We start from the raw sequence: 22,439 nt of genomic DNA on the forward strand, positions 1-22,439 counted from the left end.
TGCTGCTGCTAGTGACCTGGGTCGTAGCGTCAGTCGAGGAAATCGGCGCGGTGCGGGGTAAAGCTGTCGACCAGGCGGCCGGCCTCGAGCGCCTTGACGCCATGGACCAAATTGGAAGGAACGATGAAACTGCTTCCCGCTTCCAGGATCTCGGTCCTGCCGTCGATGGTGACCTCGAAGCGGCCTTCGGCGACGTAGCTCGCCTGGACATGCGGGTGCGAATGCAGCGCGCCGATACCGCCCTTGTCGAAACCGAATTCGACCATCATCAGTTCGTCCGTGTGCAGCAGCACACGCCTGCGATTGCCATCCGGTGTCGGCGTCCACGCGCCCTCGCCGGCGTGCGAAAAGATCTTCGTTCCGGTCATCGCCAAATCCTCCTCATCGCGCCAGCCAGCCGCCGTCCACCGGCACCACTGCGCCATGCATGTAGTTGGACGCCGGGGCCAGCAGGAAGACGGCCGCGTCGCCGATGTCTTCCGGCTCGCCCCAGCGCCCAGCCGGGATGCGCGCCAGAATGGCGGCGCTGCGGTCTGGATCGGCACGCAGCGCCTCGGTGTTGTTGGTTTCGATATAGCCGGGAGCAATGCTGTTGACGTTGATATCTTTCGATGCCCATTCGCAGGCGAGCAACCGGGTGATGCCGAGCACGCCGTGTTTCGAGGCGGTGTAGGAGGCGACGCGGATGCCGCCCTGGAAGCTCAGCACCGAGGCTATGTTGACGATCTTGCCGCGCCGTCCGGGATCGGCAAGCACGCGCCGGGCAAAGCTCTGGCTGAGAAAAAAGACCGTCTTCAGATTGACCTCCATGACGTCGTCCCAATCGGCTTCCGCCAAATCGACGGCGTCGGCGCGCCGGATGATGCCGGCATTGTTGACTAGCCCGTCGAGCGGCCCGGTTTCCTTCCAGATGCGATCGAACATCGCCAGGGCGGCGGCATGATCGGCAAGATCGCAGCGCACCGCCTCGAAGCGTCCGCCCGCCGCGGCGATCTTTTCTGCTGTCTCATCCATCGCCGAACGGCCGACGCCGACCACCGCACCACCGGCGCGCGCGATCGACAGGGCGATGCCTTGGCCGATGCCGGTATTGGCGCCGGTGACGAGGATGCGCTTGCCGGCCAGGCTGAAAGCCGAGAGGTCGCTCACCGCAGCTCTTCCATCGCTACCGGATCGACGTCGGTATAGTCGACATTGTCGCCGGCCATCGCCCAGATGAAGGCGTAGTTGGAGGTGCCGGCGCCCGAATGGATCGACCATCCCGGCGACAGCACTGCTTCTTCATTGCGCATGACGAGATGGCGAGTCTCGTCCGGCTCGCCCATGAAATGGAACACACGCGCCGCCTCCGGCAGGTCGAAATAGAGGTAGGCCTCCATGCGCCGGTCATGCACATGGCACGGCATGGTGTTCCAGACCGAGCCTGGGGCAAGCTGGGTCATCCCGACGACGAGCTGGCAGGTTTTGACGCCTTCGGCATGGATGAACTGGAAGATCGAGCGCTCGTTGCAGGTCGCCTGGCTGCCTAGATCGAGCCGCTTGGCATCGCCGATGCGGATCAGCCGGCTGGGATGGTTCTGATGGGCCGGCGCGCTGAGCAGATAGAACTTGGCCGGCTCCGCTGGATTGACTGAGGCGAACGACACCTCGTTGGCGCCCATGCCGAGATACAGCATGGCGCGCGGCTGCAGCTCGTAGGACTGACCGCTCGCCTTCACGATGCCGGCGCCGCCGATGTTGACAGCGATCATTTCGCGGCGATCGAGAAAGTTCTTTGTCCCGGTCGGCTTGATCGCCTGCAGCGGAAGCGGTGTCCCGGCAGGCATGGCGCCGCCGACGATCATGCGGTCGTAGTGGGTATAGGTCAGGCCGATGCGGCCGAGCTGGAACAGGCCTTCGATCAGGAAATTATGACGAAGCTCGTCCGTCCCCATCGCCGCGGCGGTGACAGGGTCGATGGCGAAGCGCGAGGTGAAGTCGGTGTGGTTTTCGGTGTGATTCATTGCTGTCCCATTGGGCTGCCTTATTGATCATTCGGTTGCCGCGGCCTTGACCGAATCGGCATAAAAAATCTGACGTGCATGCAGGCGCTCGCGATAGCGCTGCTGGCTGGCGGTAAGATGCGCGCGCATGGCTTCGCGTGCGGACTCGGCATCGCCTGTCATAATGGCGTTCAGGATCACCAGATGCTCGCCTTGCAGCCCGCGCTGATAGGCGTCGGACTGGGCGAGCTCGGTGGACCACGGCGACGTCACGTCGCAGGGAATGGCACGCCGGCCGAGCACGTCGAGCATCTCGACATAGAATGGATTGTTGGTGGCGCTGGCGATCGCCCGGTGGAAGGCAAGGTCGGCCGGACCTGTCGGCTCGCTGTTCAAGAGCAGCCGCTCGAACTCGAAGAACGCCTCCTGGATCGCGGCTTCCTGCGCGGCATTGCGACGGATAGCCGCGAGCCCGGCGGATTCGATCTCGATCGCCAGGCGCACCTCGAGCACGTTGAGGGCGATCGAATCCTTGCTGCCCATGTCCGCGGCCAGCGTGCCGAACATCGTCGAGATATGCTCGGTGACGAAGACCCCGGCGCCCTGGCGTGGCTCGACCAGACCGTCGGCGGCAAGCTTGGCCAACGCTTCGCGGATGACGGTGCGGCTGACCCCGAAGGTTTCGGTCAGCTGACCCTCGGTCGGCAGCTTTTGGCCCGGCTGGATCTCGCCCGCCTGCAACTGTTTGCGGATCGCCGCGACCACGGTCTCCGACAGCTTGGGCTTGCGTTCGATCTTCAGGCTGATCGCCGTATCCGATGCCATTGCCAACCCCTATTTGAAGACGCTCGGCAACCATAGCGAGATGGCCGGGATATACGTGACGAGCCCCAGCACCACGATGCCGGCCCCATAGAACGGCCAGATCGAGCGCATCGCTTCCCAGACGGATATCTTGCCCACTGCGCACGCCACGAACTGCACCGCGCCCACCGGCGGCGTGTTCAGCCCGATGCCGAAGTTGAGGATCATGATGACGCCGAAATGAACCGGATCGACGCCGTAGGCCTGCGCCACGGGCAGGAAGATCGGCGTGCAAATGATGATCGTCGGCCCCATGTCCATGAACGTGCCGAGGAACAGCATCAAGAGGTTGAGCAGGAGAAGTACGACCAGCGGATCCTCCGAGATCGCGTTCATCGAGGCTATGAGCGCTGCCGGCACTTTCAGGAAGGCCATCAGCCACGAGAACGCCGCCGCCATGCCGATGATGAGCAGCACCATGGCCGTGGTGCGCACGGCACCATGGGTGGCATGAACGAAACCTTCCCAAGTCATCTGCCGGTAAACCAGCACAGTCACGAGCAACGCATAGATGACGGCGATGCAGGAACTCTCGGTGGCCGTGAAAACGCCCGATCGTACGCCGCCGAAGATGATCGCGATCAGCAGCAGGCCGGGCACAGCGACAGCGAAGAGATGCGCGACGGCGGCGAAGCCCGGAAACGGCTCGGTCGGATAACCGCGGGAGCGCGCCACGAAGTAGGCGGTGATCATCAGTGCGAGAGCCAATAGCAGGCCCGGGATGATGCCTGCGGTGAACAGGTCGGCGATGGAGATCTTTCCACCTGCCGAGATCGAGTAGATGATCATATTATGCGACGGCGGCAGGAGCAGCGCGATCAGCGCCGCCATCGAGGTGACGTTGACGGCGTAATCCGCTCCATAGCCACGCGCCTTCATCTGCGGGATCATCAAGCCGCCGACCGCCGCGGCCTCCGCCACCGCGGAACCGGAAATGCCGCCGAACAGTGTAGCGGTGGCGATGTTGACCTGCCCGAGGCCGCCGCGCATGTGGCCGACGAGCGAGCCGGCGAAGGCAACGATCTTGCTGGCAATGCCGCCTCGCACCATCAAGTCGCCGGCGTAGATGAAAAACGGAATGGCCAGCAGCGAAAAGACGCTCATGCCGGAATTCAGGCGCTGGAATACGATGAGCGGGGGCAGGCCCATGTAGAGGACGGTGGCAAAGCTTGCGACGCCGAGGCAGAAAGCGATCGGCGTGCCGATAAGCATCAGAACGGTGAAGACGCCGAAGAGTATCCAGAGTTCCATAGCGTCAGACCTTCACGTTCGCTGTGTCGAGTTCGGCTGCGACTTCCGCAGGCGGCAGTTCATCGAGCGCATCGTCGATCGGCGCACCGGAAAGGCGAAGCACAATGCGCTCCAGCGTGAATAGCACGATGAGCGCGCCTCCCGCGACAAGCGGGACGTAGTCCCAGCCCCCTGATATACCGAGCGACGGCAAGGTGGCGCCCCAGGTCAGTGCGACCAACTGGCTGCCATACCAGATCATGCCGATGCCGAAGGCGAGCGCGACGAGGTCCGAGATCATCCTCAGCCAACGCTTGCCGCCTTTCGGCAGCACGTAGAGCAGGACGTCGAAGCCGAGGTGATAGTTCTCGCGCACCCCGACGGCGGCGCCGAGGAAAATGAACCAGCTCATCAGCATCACCGAGCCCTGCTCGGTCCAGCTCGGCGAGCGGTTCAGAACATAACGGCCGAACACCTGCCAGGCGACAAAGGCGGTCATCAGCACCAGCCCGACGCCGGCGATCCACAGCGCGGCCGTGCTGACGCGCGACATCACGCGCGCGATGCCGGACAGGGGCGGTCTCTGTTCTGAACTGGAGGTCACCGGTTCTCTCCGCAAGAGGATGGCGGCGCGGAATGCCCGCGCCGCCGCTTGATCACTGCACGGCCCTAATGGCCTCGACCATCGCCTTCAGCTTGTCGTCCTTGACGTGCTTTTCGTAGACCGGCCCCATCGCGTCGATGAAGGGCTGCTTGTCCGGCGTCGTGATCTGCGAACCCCCCGCCTCGACCTTGGCACGCGATTCCTTGACCTTGGCGGCCCACAGCTCACGCTGCTTGGCGACGCTTTCCTTGGCGGCCGCCTTGAAGATCGCCTGGTCTTCCGGCGTCAGCTTGTCCCAGCTCGACTTCGCCATGACGAAGGCTTCCGGCACCATCGTGTGCTCGTCCAGCGAATAGAACTTGGCGACTTCCGCATGTTTGGCGGTATCGTAGCTCGGAAAATTGTTCTCCGCGCCGTCGATGACCCCGGTCTCGATCGCCGAATACACCTCGCCATACGGCATTGGCGTCGCGTTGGCGCCGAGTGCCGCCACCATGTCGACGAAGATGTCGGACTGGATGACGCGGAACTTCATGCCGGCCAGATCGGCTACAGAGTTGATCGGCTTCTTCGAATTGTAGAAGGAGCGCGCACCGCCGTCATAAAAGGCGAGCAACACCAGCCCGACCTGTTCGAACGCCGCCGCGATCTGGTCGCCGACCGCTCCGTCCATGACCTTGTGCATATGATCTTCCGAGCGGAAGATGTAGGGCAGCGAAGGCACGGTGGTTTCGGGGATCAGCCCGTTGAACGGCGCCATCGAGACGCGGTTGAGGTCGATCACGCCGGAGCGCACCTGCTCGATCGTGTCCTTTTCCTCGCCGAGCTGCGCGGAATGATAAAGCTCGACCGTATAGCGGCCGGCCGTCCGCTCTTTCACAAGCTCGCCGAAATATTTGACCGCCTCGACCGTCGGATAGCCGTCCGGATGCGTGTCGGACGAGCGCAGAACCGTCTGGGCGCTTGCCGTTCCGGCCATCAGCGTGGCGGCAAGTAGCGTAGCTCCCGCCAGTCTAGAAAAATGCAGCATTGGTTTCCTCCCGTTTGAACGATGGCGGCAAGCGCCGTTAGAGCCGGTACGCCTTTTTTGCGAGCGTATAGGCCAGATCCTGCGCCAGCTCGTGCGCCTCTTCCTCGCGGAGCCGGTGCTCGGCGACGAGACGCGCAAGAAAGGCGCAATCGACCCGACGCGCCACATCGTGGCGAGCCGGGATGGATGGAAAAGCGCGGGTGTCGTCGTTGAAGCCGACGGTGTTGTAGAAGCCGGCCGTCTCGGTCGTCATCTCGCGGAACCGGCGCATGCCCTCCGGGCTGTCGTGGAACCACCAGGCCGGCCCGAGTTTCAGCGCCGGATAAACGCCGGCGAGCGGCGCCAGTTCGCGCGCATAGCTGGTCTCGTCGAGCGTGAAGACGATGACGGTGAGGTCGCGCTCCAGCCCGACGCAGTCGAGCAGCGGCTTCAGCGCCGTCACATAGTCGGTTCTGGTCGGGATATCGAAGCCCTTGTCCCTGCCGAACCTTTGGAAGACGGAAGGCGAATGATTGCGCGAGGAGCCGGGATGGATCTGCAGGACCAGCCCGTCGTCGCGGCTCATCTTGGCCATTTCGGTTAGCATCTGGGCGCGAAACAGTTTTCGCTCGCGCTCGTCATCCGAGCCCCGGCGGATGCGGTTGAACAGTTCCTGCGCGGCGGCATCCGACAGATTGGCGGTCTCTGCCGTCGGATGGCCGTGATCCGATGCGGTCGCGCCGAAACTTTTGAAGAAAGCGCGCCGCTGGCGATGCGCATCGAGATAGCCGGCCCAGATGCCGGTATCGCAGCCGGTGATTTCTCCGAGCCGGTCGAGATTGGCCGAGAACCCTTCGAAATCGGGATCGACCACGGCGTCCGGCCGATAGGCGGTGACGACGCGGCCCTCCCAGCCGCTGTCGCGGATCATCTGGTGCCATCTGAGATCGTCGAGCGCGCCTTCGGTCGTCGCGATGACCTCGATGTTGAAGCGCTCGAACAGCGCTCGCGGGCGAAAATTCTCCCACTGCAGCAAGGTCGAGATCGTGTCGTAATGGCGGTCGGCGGTTGCGGCCGTCAGCGGCTCTTCGATGCCGAACAGATGGGCAAGCACATGGTCGAACCACAGCCGCGTCGGCGTGCCGCGGAACAGGTAATAGTGCTCGGCGAAGCGCCGCCAGATCGTCCTGCCGTCGGTCTCCACCGGTGAGCCGTCGAGCGTTGGCACGCCGAGGTCCTCGAGGCGGACGCCCTGGCTGAACAGCATGCGGAAGATGTAGTGGTCCGGCACAACAAGCAATTGCGCCGGATCGGCAAACGCCTCGTTGAGCGCATACCAGCGCGGATCGGTGTGACCATGCGGGCTGACGATCGGCAGGTCCTTCACGCCGGCGTAAAGATCGCGGGCAAGCGAACGCGGACGCGCCTCCGATGGAAACAGCAAATCCGGATCGGTCAGTACTGCCACATCAATCCTCCCAATGCGGCAATCGGTAGGATCGGAAAGAAGTAATGTCAACATACAAAAATCGGGTTGTTATATGATGACTTGGTGGCGATGACCCATTGTGCGTGAGGGAAACGGATGTTACGCCGCTGCCAGCCACGCCCTCCGGACGATCGCCGCACCATGACCAACAGACGCCTTTCCAACAGCACGCTGCAGGCATTGCCGGCCCCTGTCGCGATCCCCCGATACGATCGCGACCAGATCGTGCCAGGCATCGTCCATCTCGGCGTCGGCGCGTTCCACCGCGCCCATCAGGCAGCCTATGTCGACGACTGCCTGGCGGCGGGAGAGACGGATTGGGGCATTGTCGGCGTCTCGCTGCGCAGCGCCGACACACGCGACGCGCTGGCGCCGCAGGACGGGCTCTACACGCTGGCGGTCAGAAGCAGCGACAGTGAAAGCCTGCATGTCGTCGGCTCGATCCTGTCGATGCTGGTGGCACCGGAAGATCCGGGCGCAGTGCTGGCCGCGCTGACCGATCCGCGCACCTCGATCGTCACGCTGACGATCACCGAAAAGGCCTATCTCAGGGCGGCGGGTGGCGGACTGGACGCAGCCCATCCCGACATCGTCCACGATTTGGCCAACCTGCAAATGCCGCGAACGGCGCATGGTTTTCTGGCCGAATCGCTTGCGCGCCGCCGTGCCGCCGGTATCCAGCCATTCACCGTGCTGTGCTGCGACAATCTCCCCGCCAACGGCGCCACGCTGCACCGGCTGCTGGTCGAATTCGCCGCTTTGCGCGGCACCGATCTCGCCCGCCATATTGCCGACGAGGTGGCATTTCCGTCGAGCATGGTCGACCGCATCGTGCCGGCGACCACCGATGCCGACCGGGCACGGATATCAGGCCAGCTCGGCGTCGCGGATGCCTGGCCTGTCATGACCGAGCCATTCTGCCAATGGGTGGTCGAAGACGATTTCCGGGCGGGCAGGCCGGCCTGGGAAAGGTTCGGCGTCACCATGGTCGGTGATGTCGGGCCGTTCGAGGACATGAAGCTGCGCCTGCTCAACGGCTCGCATTCGGCTATCGCCTATCTTGGCCTGCTCAGTGGCTTTGAGACGGTCGACCGCGCCTTCGCCGATCCGGCGATCCGGCAATTCGTCGACGGATTGTGGGCCGAGGCCATCACGACGCTGCCGAAGGACGCCGGGCTCGACACGGCCGACTACACGGCCCAGCTCGCCAGGCGCTATTCGAACACCGCGCTCGCCCATCGGACGGCGCAGATCGCCAATGACGGCAGCCAGAAACTGCCGCAGCGCATCGTTGCCTCCGCCATGGAGCGGCTGAGTGCCGGTGCCCCGCCCGCGCATCTGATACTGGTGGTGGCCGGCTGGATCGCCGCTTGCGAGGCGCGCGGCAAATCCTTGCCGGAAAGCCACTTCACCGACCCGCTCGACACGTCGCTGGCCGCACTCGACACTCAGCACCTGTCGGCTGACGAAGCGGTGGCGGCGGTGTTCGACCTGGCCGGCTTCGCCAAGGGCGGTGCTGAGCGCCTGACGCTGATCGACCTCGCGGCCGCCCACCTCGAACGCCTTCGGCAGGGTGGCGTGGCTGCTGCGTTCGCGGCGCTGGGCATTGCGAGCGAATGATTAGGGCGTAGCGGGCGATGCAAAACTTTGACGTCGGCGGGACAGCGCCCCCCTCTGTCCTGCCGGACATCTCCCCCACGAGTGGGGAGATTGGTCGTCACTACGGCTTTCGCCAATCTCCAAGATTGCAGAACTAGAGCCGGCATCGGAACTGCCAATCTCCCCCTTGTGGGGGAGATGTCCGGCAGGACAGAGGGGGGCGCGAAGGATCGCCACAGAATGCTCATTCTGCGCCGCCAATGTCATAGCATGGATGCAAGGGGCTGCGTTCCGCTCGCCCTGGGTGACGTTCCTCTATGCAGGCAGGATGGCGCCTTCGAGTGTGGTGAGCTGGCTCAGGAACTGCTCGGACTTGCTGCGCGTCTGGTCGTCCTTGGCGTCGGCAACGTCTTCCCTGGCTTCCTGGATGCGGCGGGCCAGGTCGGCGCGGTCGATGTCGCCGACGGCTACCGCCGATTCTGCCAGCAGCGTGCAGCCGGCCGGAACGATGTCGGCGAAGCCGCCGAACACGACATAGCGCTCCTCCTTGCCGGCCACGGTCTTCACCGTGACGACGCCCGGCTTGATCGTGGTCATGACCGGCGCGTGATGCGCCATGACAGTCATTTCGCCTTCGGCGCCCGGAATGACGACGGATTCGACCTGCTCGGAAACCAGCAGGCGCTCCGGCGAGACCAGTTCAAATTGGAAAGCTTCAGGCATGATCAATTTAACGAATAGCGATTAGTGAGTAGCGAATAGACAAAAACGCTCGGCTCACATCGCCCCTATTCGCTACTCCCTATTCGCTATTCGCTTCTTTACGCCGCTTCGGCCGCCAGGCGCTGAGCCTTCTCGACCGCTTCTTCGATGCCGCCGACCATGTAGAAGGCGGCTTCCGGCAGGTGGTCATAGTCGCCGTTGCAGAGGCCCTTGAAGCCCTTGATGGTGTCAGCGAGATCGACCAGCTTGCCCGGCGCGCCGGTGAACACTTCGGCGACGAAGAAGGGCTGCGACAGGAAGCGCTCGATCTTGCGGGCGCGGGCCACCGTCTGCTTGTCCTCTTCCGACAGCTCGTCCATGCCCAGAATGGCGATGATGTCCTGCAGCGACTTGTAGCGCTGCAGGATCGACTGCACCTGGCGCGCCACTTGGTAGTGCTCTTCGCCGACGACCATCGGGTCGAGCATGCGCGAGGTCGAATCGAGCGGGTCGACGGCCGGATAGATGCCCTTTTCCGAAATCGCGCGGTTGAGCACGGTCGTCGCGTCGAGGTGGGCGAACGAAGTCGCCGGCGCCGGGTCGGTCAGATCGTCGGCCGGCACGTAGATCGCCTGCACCGAGGTGATCGAGCCCTTGGTCGTCGTGGTGATGCGCTCCTGCAGCGCACCCATGTCGGTGGCCAGCGTCGGCTGGTAGCCCACGGCCGAAGGAATACGGCCGAGCAGCGCCGACACTTCGGAGCCAGCCTGCGTGAAGCGGAAGATGTTGTCGACGAAGAACAGCACGTCCTGGCCCTGGTCGCGGAAATATTCGGCAACCGTCAGGCCGGTCAGGCCGACGCGAGCGCGCGCACCCGGCGGCTCGTTCATCTGGCCATAGACGAGCGCCGCCTTGGATCCTTCGCCGCCGCCCTTCTTGTTGACGCCGGACTCGATGAACTCATGATAGAGGTCGTTGCCTTCGCGGGTGCGCTCGCCGACGCCGGCGAACACCGAGAAGCCGCCATGCGCCTTCGCGACGTTGTTGATCAGCTCCTGGATCAGCACGGTCTTGCCGACGCCGGCGCCGCCGAACAGGCCGATCTTGCCGCCGCGGGCATAAGGCGCAAGCAGGTCGAGAACCTTGATGCCGGTGACCAGGATCTGCGCTTCCGTCGACTGCTCGACATAGGTCGGAGCCGGCTGGTGGATGGAGCGCATCTCGATACCGTCGACCGGGCCTGCCTCGTCGACCGGCTCGCCGATGACGTTGATGATACGGCCGAGCATGCCCGGGCCGACCGGCACGGTGATGGGTGCGCCGGTGTCATAGACGTCCTGGCCGCGAACCAGACCTTCGGTCGAGTCCATGGCGATGCAGCGCACGGTGTTCTCGCCAAGATGCTGGGCCACCTCGAGCACGAGGCGATTGCCGACATTGGACGTTTCCAGCGCGTTCAGGATCGCCGGCAGATGTTCGCCGAACTGCACGTCGACCACGGCGCCGATGACCTGGCGAACCTTGCCGGCCAAGCCAGTCTCCTTGATGGCAACGGTCGGCGCCTTCGCTGCGGCAGCCTTAGCGGGCGCGGCCGCTTTCTTGGCCGGAGCGGCCTTCGCTGCCGCTGCCGGAGCCTTTGCCGGTGCTGCCGCCTTCGCGGCGGTCTTCGGGGCCGCCTTCTGGGGGGTCGCTGCTTTCGCCATCGTCTTTACCCTTTTCGTCTCTTTGTTTCTCACGCGATCCGCCTGAAGGTCGCTGACCTTCATGGGAGCGCGCCTAGAGCGCCTCGGCGCCCGAAATGATTTCGATCAATTCCTTGGTGATCTGCGCCTGCCGCTGGCGATTGTAGGTGATCGACAATTTGTTGATCATGTCGCCGGCGTTGCGCGTCGCATTGTCCATGGCGCTCATCTTGGCGCCCATCTCGCCGGCCGCGTTTTCGAGCAGAGCACGAAAGACCTGGACGGAGATGTTGCGCGGGATGAGGTCGGAGAGGATTTCGCCCGGCTCCGGCTCGTATTCATAGACGGCATTGCCGCCGTCGGTCGCCTCGGCGGGAGTCGAAGGCACGCCTGCCGGGATGATCTGCTGGGTCGTCGGGACCTGGCTGATCACCGACTTGAACTGCGAGTAGAACAGCGTGCAGATGTCGAAGCCGCCTTCGTTGAAGAGCTGGATGACCTTCTTGGCAATGGCATCGGCATTGACGAAGCCGAGCGTCTTCACTTCGCGCAAGTCGACACGCTCGAGGATCAGCGCCGCGTAATCGCGACGCAGGATGTCGAACCCCTTCTTGCCGACGCAGATGATCTTGACCTGCTTGCCGTCGGCCAAAAGCTTGCGGATATGGTCGCGGGCAAGGCGTGCGATCTGCGAATTGAAGCCGCCGCACAGACCACGCTCAGCGGTGCAGACGACGAGCAGATGCACGTCGTCCTTGCCGGTGCCGGTCATCAGCGCCGGGGCCTCGCCGCCGCCGCCGATCGCCTGGGTGATGTTGGCCAGCACAGCGCCCATGCGCTCCGAATACGGGCGCGCCGCTTCCGCCGCTTCCTGCGCGCGACGCAGCTTCGCCGCGGCGACCATCTGCATCGCCTTGGTGATCTTCTGCGTCGCCTTGACCGAGGCGATACGGTTACGAAGGTCTTTTAGTGAAGGCATGCTTCAAACCTGATCCCGTCCGTCCGGCTTCGTTCAAGCAAAGGTCTTGGCGAAGGTGTCGATGTCCGCCTTCAGCTTGGCGCGCAGATCGTCCGACAGCGCCTTCTCCTTGCGGATGCCGTCGAGCACCTCCTTGCCGGCCGAGCGCATGTGGCTGAGCAAGCCATGCTCGAATTTGCTGACCTGGTCGATTGCCAGCTTGTCGAGATAGCCGTTGACGCCGGCGAAGATCACCGCAACCTGTTCTTCGACCTTGAGCGGCGAGAATTGCGGCTGCTTCAGGAGTTCGGTCAGGCGCGCACCGCGGTTGAGCAGGCGCTGCGTAGCGGCGTCGAGGTCGGAGCCGAACTGGGCGAAGGCCGCCATTTCGCGGTACTGCGCGAGCTCGCCCTTGATCGAGCCGGCGACCTGCTTCATCGCCTTGATCTGCGCCGAGGAGCCGACGCGCGACACCGACAGGCCGACGTTGACCGCCGGGCGGACGCCCTGGAAGAACAGATTGGTTTCCAGGAAGATCTGGCCGTCGGTGATCGAGATGACGTTGGTCGGAATGTAGGCCGACACGTCGTTGGCCTGGGTCTCGATGATCGGCAGCGCCGTCAGCGAACCGCCGCCATTGTCGTCATTGAGCTTGGCGGCACGCTCCAGAAGGCGTGAATGCAGGTAGAAGACGTCGCCCGGATAGGCTTCGCGGCCGGGCGGGCGGCGCAGCAGCAGAGACATCTGGCGATAGGCGACAGCCTGCTTCGACAGATCGTCGTAGCTGATCAGCGCATGCATGCCGTTGTCGCGGAAATATTCGCCCATGGTGCAGGCGGTGAACGGCGCCAGGAACTGCATCGGCGCCGGATCGGAAGCGGTGGCGGCGATGATGATCGAATAGTCGAGCGCGCCGCGCTCTTCGAGAACTTTAACGAACTGCGCGACGGTCGAGCGCTTCTGGCCGACGGCGACGTAGACGCAGTAGAGCTTTTCCTTCTCCGGCCCGTGCTCGTGCACCGATTTCTGGTTGAGCATCGTGTCGAGGATGATCGCCGTCTTGCCGGTCTGGCGGTCGCCGATGACCAACTCGCGCTGGCCGCGGCCGACCGGGATCAGCGCGTCGATGGCCTTAAGGCCGGTCGACATCGGCTCGTTCACCGATTTGCGCGGAATGATGCCGGGCGCCTTGACGTCGACGCGCTTGCGTTCAGTCGCCTGGATCGGGCCCTTGCCGTCGATCGGGTTGCCGAGCGCGTCGACGACACGGCCGAGCAGGCCCATGCCGACAGGCGTGTCGACGATGGCGCCGGTGCGCTTGACGATGTCGCCTTCCTTGATGTCGCGGTCGGCGCCGAAGATGACGACGCCGACATTGTCGGCTTCGAGGTTGAGCGCCATGCCGCGGATGCCGCCGGGGAACTCGACCATCTCACCGGCCTGGACATTGTCGAGGCCATAGACGCGGGCGATGCCGTCGCCGACGGACAGAACCTGGCCGACTTCGGAGACCTCGGCCTCCTTGCCGAAATTCTTGATCTGGTCTTTCAGAATTGCGGAAATTTCCGCGGCGCGGATGTCCATCAGCCGACCTCTTTCAGTGCAAGCTTGAGCGAATTGAGTTTGGTTTTGAGCGACGTATCGATCTGGCGCGAGCCTATCTTGACAACCAGCCCGCCGAGCAGCGACGGATCGACGGTCACGGTGATCGCGACATCCTTGCCGGCAACGCCTTTCAGCGCCGCCTTCAGCTCGGTTTGCTGGGCGTCGGTCAGCGTATGCGCCGAGGTAACTTCAGCGGCGGCCTCGCCACGATGCTCGGCGGCGACCTGGCGGAATGACTTGATCATGCCCGGGATGGCGAACAGCCGGCGGTTCTGGGCGACGACGCGCAGGAAATTGCCGGTGAGGCCGGTGATCCCTGCCTTGTCGGCGATCGCCGCAATGGCCTTGGCCTGGTCCTCGCTGGAGAACACCGGGCTATTGATCAGACGAGTCAGATCCGCACTGCCTTCGAGCATCGCCGCGAAACTGTTGAGGTCGGCCTCGACCTCGGCGATCGAATTCGCCTGGAGCGCGAGCTCGAACAGCGAACCCGCATAGCGTTCTGCGACACCTGAGATTGGCGATGACGATTGGGCCACGGACCGTCTTTTCTCTTGTCTGACAGGCCGCAGATTGTTGGCGCGAGTGAAAACTCTAGCTAAATCTTTGACCTTACTGCATTTTTCCAAGCACGGAGGCGCGGCTTCCGCTATCCCCGGCCGAAAGTCGATTGCCGTCTAGCACAGGCATTTTAAGACCGCAATGCGTCGTCCCGCATGGTTTTCAGGCACTATTGTCGCATCCGGCGGTGCGGTTTGACCACCGGTCCCGAATTAGCCTTTGATTCAAGGCACAAAGCCGAAGGCGAAGGCAAGCGGCAGCGACGCCAGCACCAGTTCCACCACGATGGACGCCCAGTTGAAAGGTGTGTTGGCGCCGTCCGACATCATCGACAGCAGGCGGCCGAAGGCTGTGAACAGCCAGGAAAAGCCAAGCGCCATGTAGAGCAGCGGTTGCGCCAGCAGAATGCAGCACAGGCCGACGCCGAGATAGAAGCCCGACATCCTGCCGCGCCCTTCGGCGATCGCCGCCGCCTTCTCGGGCTTGACCTGCAGCCGCAGGATTCGAAAGGCCAGCCCTGGCGCCAGGAACAGCAGCAGGCCCAGCAACAAGGTCGCGACTGCGCTCGACCATGCCAGCCACTCCCCCTGGCTCATCGGCCACGGAAACGCAAATTCCATACTGTCCCCTCGCAAATGGCTGTTTCGAAATTTCGGGCATTCTAGCGAAGGAAGAGACATGCGCCAGATGGGCGTCGGCAATTTACGGGCGTGCATCAGTCCAACGCGAACGCTGCCTCGGACGCGGCGCAGACCCAGGATGACGAGGCCGGGGTGGCCTGCGGCTAATCGCAGATGTCGGAGATTGGCGGTTTTGGTGGCGATCGCTAACGGGTGCCGAAGATCGCCGAGCCGACCCTCACGCTGGTCGCGCCGAAGGCGATCGCCGTTTCGTAGTCGCCGGACATGCCCATGGAGAGCTTTTCGACCCCCGCCTCGAGCCCGAGTTTCTCCAGCAGCGCGAAATGCGGGCCGGGATTTTCGTCGGCCGGCGGAATGCACATCAAACCTTCGATAGCGAGGTCATGGACGTCGCGGCAGCGGGTGACGAAGGCGACGGCCTTGCTTGGTTCGATGCCGGCCTTTTGCGGTTCCGAGCCGGTGTTGACCTGGACGTAGAGTTTTGGTGACCGGCCTTGTCTGGCGATTTCCTTGGCGAGTTCGGCGGCGATCTTTTCGCGATCGACCGTCTCGATGACGTCGAACAGCGCGACTGCTTCCTTCGCCTTGTTCGATTGCAGCGGGCCGATCAGGTGCAGCTCGATGTCGGGGAAGTCCTCTTTCAGCGCCGGCCATTTGGCTTGTGCTTCCTGGACGCGGTTCTCGCCGAAAACACACTGGCCAGCCTCGATGACCGGACTGATATCGGTGGCGTCGAAGGTCTTCGACACCGCGACCAGCGTCACCGCGCCGGCTTTCCGTCCCGCCTCGCGCTCGGCGGCGGCGATCTTCGCCTTGACCGTGAAAAACTGTTCGACGGCGCTCGCCATGCCTATATCCCTGACTCTGGTTTTTGTCCTGGCCGGGGCGTCGCAGTTGACGGGTCCGGCAATCCATGGTGAACACCGCGACGACATTTCCTGAGCCGCCGGGCATGTCCGGCTGTTCGCGCATGCTTTTAAGTGAAAAACACCCGATGGCAACCGAACGATACAATCCGCGCGCATCAGAGCCCAAATGGCAGAAGGCCTGGGACGCCAAAAAGCTGTTCGAGGCCGACAACGACGACCCGCGTCCGAAATACTACGTGCTCGAGATGTTCCCTTATCCGTCGGGGCGCATCCATATCGGCCACACCCGCAACTATACGATGGGGGACGTCGTGGCGCGCTACAAGCGGGCCAAGGGTTTTAACGTGCTGCACCCGATGGGCTGGGACGCCTTCGGCATGCCGGCCGAGAACGCGGCGATGCAGAACAAGGTCCATCCCAAGGACTGGACCTATCAGAACATCGCCGCCATGCGCGAGCAGCTCAAGGTCATGGGCCTGTCGCTCGACTGGGCACGCGAATTCGCCACCTGCGACGTCGACTACTACCACCGCCAGCAGATGCTGTTCCTCGATTTCGTCGAGAAGGGGCTGGTGACGCGCAAATCCTCCAAGGTCAACTGGGATCCGGAGGATATGACGGTGCTTGCCAATGAGCAGGTCATCGACGGACGTGGCTGGCGCTCGGGCGCGCTGGTCGAACAGCGCGAGCTGACGCAGTGGTTCTTCAAGATCACCGACTATGCGCAGGATCTGCTGGACTCGCTGGAAGGCCTCGACGAATGGCCGGAAAAAGTCAAGCTGATGCAGGCGAACTGGATCGGCCGTTCGGAAGGCCTGCTGATCCGCTGGCCGCTGGCCACTGCAATCGATGGCGAAGATGAGCTGGAGGTCTACACGACGCGGCCTGACACCATCTTCGGCGCCTGCTTCATGGCGGTCGCAGCTGATCATCCGCTGGCGAAGAAGGCGGCCGAAAGCAATCCGGCGCTGGCCAAGTTCATAGACGAGGTTCGCCATATGGGCACTTCGGTGGCGGCACTGGAGACAGCCGAGAAGAGGGGTTTCGATACCGGCATCCGCGTCGTCCATCCGTTCGACGAGGCGTGGACGCTGCCTATCTATGTCGCCAATTTCGTGCTGATGGAGTACGGCACCGGCGCCATCTTCGGCTGCCCGTCCGGTGACCAGCGCGACCTCGACTTCGCTAACCGATATGGCCTGCCGGTCATTCCGGTGGTGATGCCGGAAGGCGAGAATCAGGGAAACTTCCAGATCATCGACGAGGCCTATGTCGGCGATGGCGTAATGATCAATTCGCGCTTCCTCGACGGCATGAAGCCTGATCAGGCGTTCGACGAGGTGGCGAAGCTGCTGGAACAAAAGACCATCGGCAATCGGCCGGTGGCCGAGCGCAAGGTCAACTTCCGCCTGCGCGACTGGGGCATTTCGCGCCAGCGCTACTGGGGCTGCCCGATCCCGATGATCCACTGCGAGGATTGCGGCGTGGTGCCGGTGCCGAAGGCGGACCTGCCGGTCAAGCTGCCGGACGATATCGAGTTTGACCGGCCGGGCAATCCGCTCGACCGCCATCCGACATGGCGGCATGTCAAATGCCCGCAATGCGGCAAGGACGCACGCCGCGAAACCGACACGATGGACACCTTCGTCGATTCGTCGTGGTATTTCGCGCGCTTCACCGCGCCGTGGGCGAACGACCCGACCGATCCCAAGGCAGCTACCGAATGGCTGCCGGTCGACCAGTATATTGGCGGCATCGAGCACGCGATCCTGCATCTGCTCTATTCGCGCTTCTTCACCCGCGCCATGCGCGAGACCGGACATGTCGATCTGGCCGAGCCATTCAAGGGCCTGTTCACGCAAGGCATGGTGGTGCACGAGACCTATCGGGTCGGCAGTGGCTCGAACAGCCGCTGGCTTGCGCCCAGCGAGGTTCGGCTGGAGGACGTCGACGGCAAACGCCGCGCCCTCGAAATCGCGACCGGCGAAGAGGCGGTGATCGGCCCGCTCGAAAAAATGTCGAAGTCGAAGAAGAACACGGTGAGCCCGGAAGAGATCACCGACGGCTACGGCGCCGACACCGCGCGCTGGTTCATGCTGTCGGACTCGCCCCCCGAGCGTGACGTCGAATGGACCGACGAGGGTGCCGCCGGCGCGCACCGCTTCATCCAGCGTATCTGGCGCCTGGTGTCGACGGCTGCCGAATCGCTCGCCGGAATCCGACCGGCGGCGGCGAAGGAGGGTGAGGCAGGGACTGTTTCCAAGGCCGCGCACAAGGCGTTGAAATCGGTCGGCGAGGATATTGAAAAGCTCGCCTTCAACCGCGCCATCGCCCGCATCTACAAACTCGCCAATGCGCTCACCACGCCGCTCAACGAGGCGGCCGAAGGCAAGGCCGAGCCGGCGCTCAAAGCTGCCTGCCGGCAAGCCGTCGACATCCTCGTGCATCTGATTGCGCCGGTGATGCCGCATCTGGCCGAGGAATGCTGGCAGACGCTCGGCGGCACCGATCTGGTCGCCGAACGGCCCTGGCCTGTCTATGATCCGTCGCTTGTCATCGACAGCGAGATCGTGCTGCCGGTCCAGGTCAACGGCAAGAAGCGCGGCGATTTGACAATTGCCCGCGACGCGGACCAAGGTGCCGTCGAAAAAGCGGTTCTGGCTCTCGACTTCGTGCAGAAAGCGCTCGAAGGTAAGACCCCGCGCAAGGTGATCATCATCCCGCAGAGGATCGTCAATGTCGTTGCCTGATCCGAGGAAGACAGAAGTGACGCATTTGCTGCGCCGTACCGTGCTGTATGGCCTGGTCGCTTCGGTTGCGCTGGTTTCGGCCTGCACGGTGCGCCCGCTCTATTCGAGCGCGCCGCTGTCGGCCGGCTCGCAAGTCGGGGCTGCCGCCGAACTCGGGTCCATCTCGGTCAAGCCGGTCAACACCCGTTATGCCCAGCAGGTCCGCAACAATCTGATCTTCGCGCTCGGCCAGGGTGCGGGCGAGCCGGCTTCGCCCGCCTATTCGCTCGATCTCGGCGTTACCGAACTTGTTGAATCCGCTGCAACCGTGCAGATCACGACCGATGACGACGAGCCAACGGCGGGCACGGTGACACTGACCGCGAATTATATCCTGACCGACGCCAAGACCGGCAAGACCATCGCGACCGGCAAGCGCTCGATAGCGTCGTCCTTCGACAGGCCGCGTCAGGAGTTTGCCTCCTACCGGGCACAAATCGACGCCGAAAACCGCGCGGCGCGCGAACTGGCGGACCTGCTGCGCCTGTCGATCGCCCAGAATCTGATCAAGCACGGCAAGACGGTGGCGGGTTAGAGCCTCGACACGGCGACAGCCGATAAATGCTTTTAGTGGCAAGCCTTCGAGATTGGCCGAAACACCTCTCCCTTCGTCATCCCTGGGCGGAGCAGGAGCGAAGCGACGTCGCGGAGACCCTGGGATCCATGCCGTGACATCTGTGGTAGACGAAGAAGGGCCAGAATCGAGTGCTTCTTTTTTTTCGCACCGGCTTGCGATCCTGCAGGGATAGCCGGCCACTAATCTGGCACGGTCGTGGATACGAGCGCCATTCCGAGCTGCCGGTAGCTGGAAGCGGTCGGCAGCAGTCCGGCCGTCGTTGCCCCTCGCTTGTCCAGATGCGAGGGCGCGGAACGGCCGAAAGCGATCTTCTGATTTCAGCCGATCTTCTGGCCGGTCTTTGCCCAGTCGGCGAGGAACAGCTCAAGGCCCTTGTCGGTCAGCGGGTGCTTGACCAGCGCCTTCAGCGTCGCCGGCGGCGCGGTGATGACGTCGGCGCCGATCAGTGCGGCCTGCTTGACATGGTTCACCGTGCGCACCGAAGCGGTCAGGATCTCTGTCTGGAAATCATAATTGTCGTAGATGGTGCGGATATCGGCAATCAGCTCCATGCCGTCCCAGCCGCTGTCGTCGATGCGGCCGACGAAGGGCGAGATGAAGGAGGCGCCGGCCTTGGCAGCGAGCAGCGCCTGGGTGGCCGAGAAGCACAGCGTGACATTGACCATGCGGCCGTCCGACCGGATGTCCTTGCAGGCCCTCAGGCCATCGAGCGTCAGCGGCACCTTGATGCAGACATTGTCAGCGATCCTGGCCAGGATCTTGGCCTCCGCCATCATGTCCTTGTATTCGGTGGCGACGACCTCGGCCGAGACCGGGCCCTTGACGATCTCGCAGATCTCTCTGGTGACGTCGGCGATCTTGCCGCCGGATTTGAGGATCAGCGAGGGATTGGTGGTGACGCCGTCGAGCAGCCCCAAATCGTTCAGCTCACGGATTTCCTTGACATCGGCGGTGTCGACAAAAAATTTCATGACGGGTCTCCTGAAGATTTTTTCATGTGCATGTCATGCACATTTGGGGTCGGACTTTGATCTAGACGAAAGTCGGGGCAAGGTCACGCCTCATGATCGAAGATTCGCCCTTTGTCGCGGCCGCGCCGGTGCTGGTGCCGATGCCCGCCGAGCGGCCCTACACCTATGCCGTGCCCGCCGGCATGCGCGTGGTGCCGGGCTCGATCGTGCGCGTGCCGCTCGGCCCGCGCCAGGTTGCCGGCATTGTCTGGGACGGCGCCGTCGAAAAGGTCGACGCAAAAAAGCTGCGCCCGATCGAGCAGGTCTTCGACTGCCCGCCTATCGACCGCGCTATGCGCCGCTTCGTCGACTGGATCGCGCAATACACGCTGTCGCCGCCCGGTATGGTAGCGCGCATGCTGCTGCGGGCGCCGGAGGCCTTCGACCCGGAACCGTGGATCGAAGGACTGCAACGCACCTTCGCCAACCCCGACCGGATGACGGGTGCGAGGATGCGCGTGCTGGAAACAGCCGAAGGCGGGCTCGCCTGGACGCGGTCCGGGCTGGCGCATGCGGCCGGCGTCTCGTCGACCGTCATCGACGGGCTGAAAGCGCAAGGCGTGTTCGAGACCGTCATGATCCCACCGCGACCGGTGGTCGCAGCACCCGACCCGGGCTACGCCGTGCCTTCGCTGATGCCGGACCAGAGCGATGCGGCCGAGATGCTGCGCACCAATGTCGCGGCCGGCACATTCGGCGTCACGCTGCTCGACGGGGTGACCGGATCGGGCAAGACGGAGGTCTACTTCGAGGCGGTCGCGGCGGCGCTCGACCGTGGCAAGCAGGTGCTGATCCTGCTGCCGGAGATCGCGCTGACCCACGCCTTCCTCGAGCGCTTCCAGGAACGGTTCGGCGCCAAGCCGGCGGAATGGCATTCGGACCTGCCGCCAAGGATGCGCGAGCGTGTCTGGCGGCAAGTGGCGGAAGGTGGCGTGCGCGTCGTTGCCGGCGCGCGTTCGGCGCTGTTTCTGCCGTTTAGGGAACTCGGGCTGATTGTCGTCGACGAGGAGCACGACCCGGCCTACAAGCAGGAGGACCGCGTCTTTTACAATGCGCGCGACATGGCGGTGGTGCGTGGCCATATCGGCGGCTTTCCGGTGGTGCTCGCCTCGGCGACGCCGTCGGTCGAAAGCCGGGTCAATGCGAGCCAAGGCCGCTACAGCAGGGCGGTGCTTTCGGCGCGCTTCGCCGAGGCGGCCCTTCCCGACTTGAAGACGATCGACATGCGCCGCGCGCCGCCGGCACGCGGCGGCTTTCTGTCGCCGGTGCTGCTTGGCCATATGCGCCAGACATTGGAGAAAAAGGAACAGTCGCTGCTGTTCCTCAACCGGCGCGGCTATGCGCCGCTGACGCTGTGCCGGGTCTGCGGCCATCGCTTTGGCTGCCCGGTCTGCTCGGCCTGGCTGGTCGAGCACCGCTTTCGCGGCCAGCTCGTCTGCCACCATTGCGGACACAATGAGCGGCGGCCAGAGGCCTGCCCGGAATGCGGCACGCTCGATCACCTGGTCGCCTGCGGGCCAGGCGTCGAGCGCATCGCCGAAGAGGTCGTCGGGCATTTCCCTGACGCCCGAACCATCGTCCTGTCGTCCGACCTGATGGGCGGCGTGCGGCGGCTGAGGTTAGAGCTTGAAGCCATCGCCAATGGCGAGGCCGACATCGTCATCGGCACGCAGCTGGTCGCCAAGGGCCACAATTTCCCCAACATGACCCTGGTCGGTGTGGTCGACGCGGATCTTGGTCTGGCCAATGGCGATCCGCGCGCCGCCGAGCGCACCTTTCAGCTGCTCAGCCAGGTGACCGGCCGCGCCGGCCGCACCGGCAAGAAGAGCCTTGGCCTGCTGCAGACCTTCCAGCCCGACCACCCGGTGATGCGGGCGATCGTCTCCGGCGACGCCGAGGCTTTTTACGAGCGCGAGATCGCCGAGCGCGAGCGGGCGGCACTGCCGCCTTTCGGCCGGCTCGCCGGCGTCATCGTCAGTGCTGCGACAAGGGCGGAAGCGGAGGGCCATGCGCGGGGTCTGCGGCGCGCCGCGCCTCAGGCCTCCGACCTGTTCGTGCTCGGCCCGGCCGAGGCGCCGCTGTCAATGATCGGCGGCCGCCATCGCTTTCGCCTGCTGATCCAGGGCGAGCGGCGCGCCGACATGCAGGGGTTCATTCGCACCATGCTGGCCGAGGGGCCGAAGATACGGGGCTCGGCGCGCGTACAAGTCGACATCGACCCGCAGAGTTTTTTGTGAGGTGTCGAATTACGCTTCCAAGGCGCGTTCG

General features: G+C 63.9%; 20 protein-coding genes. 4 read left to right on the top strand and 16 right to left on the bottom strand.

Annotated features, from left to right (window positions below):
- Positions 1-29: 29 nt before the first annotated feature.
- The 8 genes from NKH36_RS19275 to uxaC form a co-directional block, all read right to left on the bottom strand.
- On the bottom strand, positions 30-368 hold the full coding sequence (locus tag NKH36_RS19275) for a cupin domain-containing protein (protein ID WP_352958090.1): 339 nt from the start codon (positions 366-368) through the stop codon (positions 30-32).
- A gap of 13 nt (positions 369-381) precedes the next feature.
- Entirely contained in the window at positions 382-1,149 is a 768-nt protein-coding gene (gene kduD, locus NKH36_RS19280) for a 2-dehydro-3-deoxy-D-gluconate 5-dehydrogenase KduD (RefSeq protein ID WP_352958089.1), read from the bottom strand.
- A complete protein-coding gene (kduI, locus tag NKH36_RS19285; protein WP_352958088.1) occupies positions 1,146-2,003 on the bottom strand; it encodes a 5-dehydro-4-deoxy-D-glucuronate isomerase in 858 nt (285 codons plus the stop codon). The genes kduD and kduI overlap by 4 nt, the downstream gene beginning before the upstream one ends.
- A 27-nt stretch (positions 2,004-2,030) precedes the next feature.
- Positions 2,031-2,807 carry a FadR/GntR family transcriptional regulator gene (locus NKH36_RS19290; RefSeq protein ID WP_352958087.1) on the bottom strand — a complete coding sequence of 259 codons (777 nt, stop codon included), beginning with the start codon at positions 2,805-2,807 and terminating at the stop codon, positions 2,031-2,033.
- A 9-nt stretch (positions 2,808-2,816) separates the two neighbouring features.
- Positions 2,817-4,097: a TRAP transporter large permease gene (locus NKH36_RS19295; protein ID WP_023800078.1), complete on the bottom strand. Its 1,281-nt coding sequence runs from the start codon at positions 4,095-4,097 to the stop codon at positions 2,817-2,819.
- A gap of 4 nt (positions 4,098-4,101) precedes the next feature.
- Complete coding sequence (locus tag NKH36_RS19300) at positions 4,102-4,629, bottom strand: TRAP transporter small permease (RefSeq protein WP_029349033.1); 528 nt, start codon at positions 4,627-4,629, stop codon at positions 4,102-4,104.
- 103 nt (positions 4,630-4,732) lie between these two features.
- Complete coding sequence (locus NKH36_RS19305) at positions 4,733-5,710, bottom strand: TRAP transporter substrate-binding protein (RefSeq protein WP_352958086.1); 978 nt, start codon at positions 5,708-5,710, stop codon at positions 4,733-4,735.
- A gap of 37 nt (positions 5,711-5,747) precedes the next feature.
- Positions 5,748-7,157, bottom strand: a complete 1,410-nt coding sequence (gene uxaC / locus NKH36_RS19310) for a glucuronate isomerase (RefSeq protein ID WP_352958085.1) — start codon at positions 7,155-7,157, stop codon at positions 5,748-5,750.
- Positions 7,158-7,319: 162 nt separating this feature from the next.
- On the opposite strand from uxaC, the gene NKH36_RS19315 reads away from it, so the two are divergent.
- Complete coding sequence (locus NKH36_RS19315) at positions 7,320-8,798, top strand: mannitol dehydrogenase family protein (protein WP_352958084.1); 1,479 nt, start codon at positions 7,320-7,322, stop codon at positions 8,796-8,798.
- A 294-nt stretch (positions 8,799-9,092) separates the two neighbouring features.
- On the opposite strand, the gene NKH36_RS19320 is transcribed toward NKH36_RS19315, so the two are convergent.
- The 7 genes from NKH36_RS19320 to NKH36_RS19350 form a co-directional block, all read right to left on the bottom strand.
- Positions 9,093-9,500 (bottom strand): F0F1 ATP synthase subunit epsilon, encoded by a 408-nt coding sequence (locus NKH36_RS19320; RefSeq protein WP_352958083.1) that lies wholly within the window; start codon positions 9,498-9,500, stop codon positions 9,093-9,095.
- 98 nt (positions 9,501-9,598) lie between these two features.
- The gene (atpD, locus tag NKH36_RS19325; protein WP_352958082.1) at positions 9,599-11,182 is read right to left on the bottom strand and encodes a F0F1 ATP synthase subunit beta; all 1,584 of its coding nucleotides are present in this window, start codon (positions 11,180-11,182) and stop codon (positions 9,599-9,601) included.
- Between the two features lie 73 nt (positions 11,183-11,255).
- Positions 11,256-12,140 carry a F0F1 ATP synthase subunit gamma gene (locus tag NKH36_RS19330; RefSeq protein WP_352958081.1) on the bottom strand — a complete coding sequence of 295 codons (885 nt, stop codon included), beginning with the start codon at positions 12,138-12,140 and terminating at the stop codon, positions 11,256-11,258.
- Positions 12,141-12,173: 33 nt separating this feature from the next.
- Complete coding sequence (gene atpA, locus NKH36_RS19335; protein ID WP_352958080.1) at positions 12,174-13,703, bottom strand: F0F1 ATP synthase subunit alpha; 1,530 nt, start codon at positions 13,701-13,703, stop codon at positions 12,174-12,176.
- Entirely contained in the window at positions 13,703-14,263 is a 561-nt protein-coding gene (locus NKH36_RS19340; protein WP_352958079.1) for a F0F1 ATP synthase subunit delta, read from the bottom strand. Before NKH36_RS19340 ends, atpA begins: the two co-directional genes overlap by 1 nt.
- A 246-nt stretch (positions 14,264-14,509) precedes the next feature.
- The gene (locus tag NKH36_RS19345; protein WP_352958078.1) at positions 14,510-14,905 is read right to left on the bottom strand and encodes an AGROH133_08824 family phage infection protein; all 396 of its coding nucleotides are present in this window, start codon (positions 14,903-14,905) and stop codon (positions 14,510-14,512) included.
- 206 nt (positions 14,906-15,111) lie between these two features.
- Positions 15,112-15,774 carry a YggS family pyridoxal phosphate-dependent enzyme gene (locus NKH36_RS19350; protein ID WP_352958077.1) on the bottom strand — a complete coding sequence of 221 codons (663 nt, stop codon included), beginning with the start codon at positions 15,772-15,774 and terminating at the stop codon, positions 15,112-15,114.
- A gap of 146 nt (positions 15,775-15,920) precedes the next feature.
- Between NKH36_RS19350 and leuS the strand changes: the two genes are divergently transcribed.
- Together leuS and lptE are read left to right on the top strand one after the other, a co-directional pair.
- Entirely contained in the window at positions 15,921-18,545 is a 2,625-nt protein-coding gene (leuS, locus tag NKH36_RS19355; protein WP_352958076.1) for a leucine--tRNA ligase, read from the top strand.
- Positions 18,532-19,119: an LPS assembly lipoprotein LptE gene (gene lptE, locus NKH36_RS19360; RefSeq protein WP_352958075.1), complete on the top strand. Its 588-nt coding sequence runs from the start codon at positions 18,532-18,534 to the stop codon at positions 19,117-19,119. The genes leuS and lptE overlap by 14 nt, the downstream gene beginning before the upstream one ends.
- A gap of 359 nt (positions 19,120-19,478) precedes the next feature.
- Here the strand turns inward: lptE and fsa are convergent, their stop codons facing one another.
- On the bottom strand, positions 19,479-20,132 hold the full coding sequence (fsa, locus tag NKH36_RS19365; RefSeq protein WP_023678103.1) for a fructose-6-phosphate aldolase: 654 nt from the start codon (positions 20,130-20,132) through the stop codon (positions 19,479-19,481).
- Positions 20,133-20,224: 92 nt separating this feature from the next.
- Between fsa and NKH36_RS19370 the strand changes: the two genes are divergently transcribed.
- Positions 20,225-22,408, top strand: coding sequence for a primosomal protein N' (locus tag NKH36_RS19370; protein WP_352958074.1), 2,184 nt, complete (start codon positions 20,225-20,227; stop codon positions 22,406-22,408).
- Positions 22,409-22,439 lie beyond the last annotated feature (31 nt).

Source organism: Mesorhizobium sp. M1312 (genome assembly GCF_040318115.1).
In the GTDB taxonomy this organism is placed as follows: domain Bacteria; phylum Pseudomonadota; class Alphaproteobacteria; order Rhizobiales; family Rhizobiaceae; genus Mesorhizobium.

Bases quoted from the DNA above. Each gene is read 5' to 3' on its own strand.
- NKH36_RS19275 (WP_352958090.1), bottom strand. From the start codon at position 368: ATGACCGGAACGAAGATCTTTTCGCACGCCGGCGAGGGCGCGTGGACG.
- kduI (WP_352958088.1), bottom strand. From the start codon at position 2,003: ATGAATCACACCGAAAACCACACCGACTTCACCTCGCGCTTCGCCATC.
- NKH36_RS19290 (WP_352958087.1), bottom strand. From the start codon at position 2,807: ATGGCATCGGATACGGCGATCAGCCTGAAGATCGAACGCAAGCCCAAG.
- NKH36_RS19295 (WP_023800078.1), bottom strand. From the start codon at position 4,097: ATGGAACTCTGGATACTCTTCGGCGTCTTCACCGTTCTGATGCTTATC.
- NKH36_RS19300 (WP_029349033.1), bottom strand. From the start codon at position 4,629: ATGTCGCGCGTCAGCACGGCCGCGCTGTGGATCGCCGGCGTCGGGCTG.
- NKH36_RS19305 (WP_352958086.1), bottom strand. From the start codon at position 5,710: ATGCTGCATTTTTCTAGACTGGCGGGAGCTACGCTACTTGCCGCCACG.
- NKH36_RS19315 (WP_352958084.1), top strand. From the start codon at position 7,320: ATGACCAACAGACGCCTTTCCAACAGCACGCTGCAGGCATTGCCGGCC.
- NKH36_RS19320 (WP_352958083.1), bottom strand. From the start codon at position 9,500: ATGCCTGAAGCTTTCCAATTTGAACTGGTCTCGCCGGAGCGCCTGCTG.
- atpD (WP_352958082.1), bottom strand. From the start codon at position 11,182: ATGGCGAAAGCAGCGACCCCCCAGAAGGCGGCCCCGAAGACCGCCGCG.
- NKH36_RS19330 (WP_352958081.1), bottom strand. From the start codon at position 12,140: ATGCCTTCACTAAAAGACCTTCGTAACCGTATCGCCTCGGTCAAGGCG.
- atpA (WP_352958080.1), bottom strand. From the start codon at position 13,703: ATGGACATCCGCGCCGCGGAAATTTCCGCAATTCTGAAAGACCAGATC.
- NKH36_RS19345 (WP_352958078.1), bottom strand. From the start codon at position 14,905: ATGGAATTTGCGTTTCCGTGGCCGATGAGCCAGGGGGAGTGGCTGGCA.
- NKH36_RS19350 (WP_352958077.1), bottom strand. From the start codon at position 15,774: ATGGCGAGCGCCGTCGAACAGTTTTTCACGGTCAAGGCGAAGATCGCC.
- leuS (WP_352958076.1), top strand. From the start codon at position 15,921: ATGGCAACCGAACGATACAATCCGCGCGCATCAGAGCCCAAATGGCAG.
- lptE (WP_352958075.1), top strand. From the start codon at position 18,532: ATGTCGTTGCCTGATCCGAGGAAGACAGAAGTGACGCATTTGCTGCGC.
- fsa (WP_023678103.1), bottom strand. From the start codon at position 20,132: ATGAAATTTTTTGTCGACACCGCCGATGTCAAGGAAATCCGTGAGCTG.
- NKH36_RS19370 (WP_352958074.1), top strand. From the start codon at position 20,225: ATGATCGAAGATTCGCCCTTTGTCGCGGCCGCGCCGGTGCTGGTGCCG.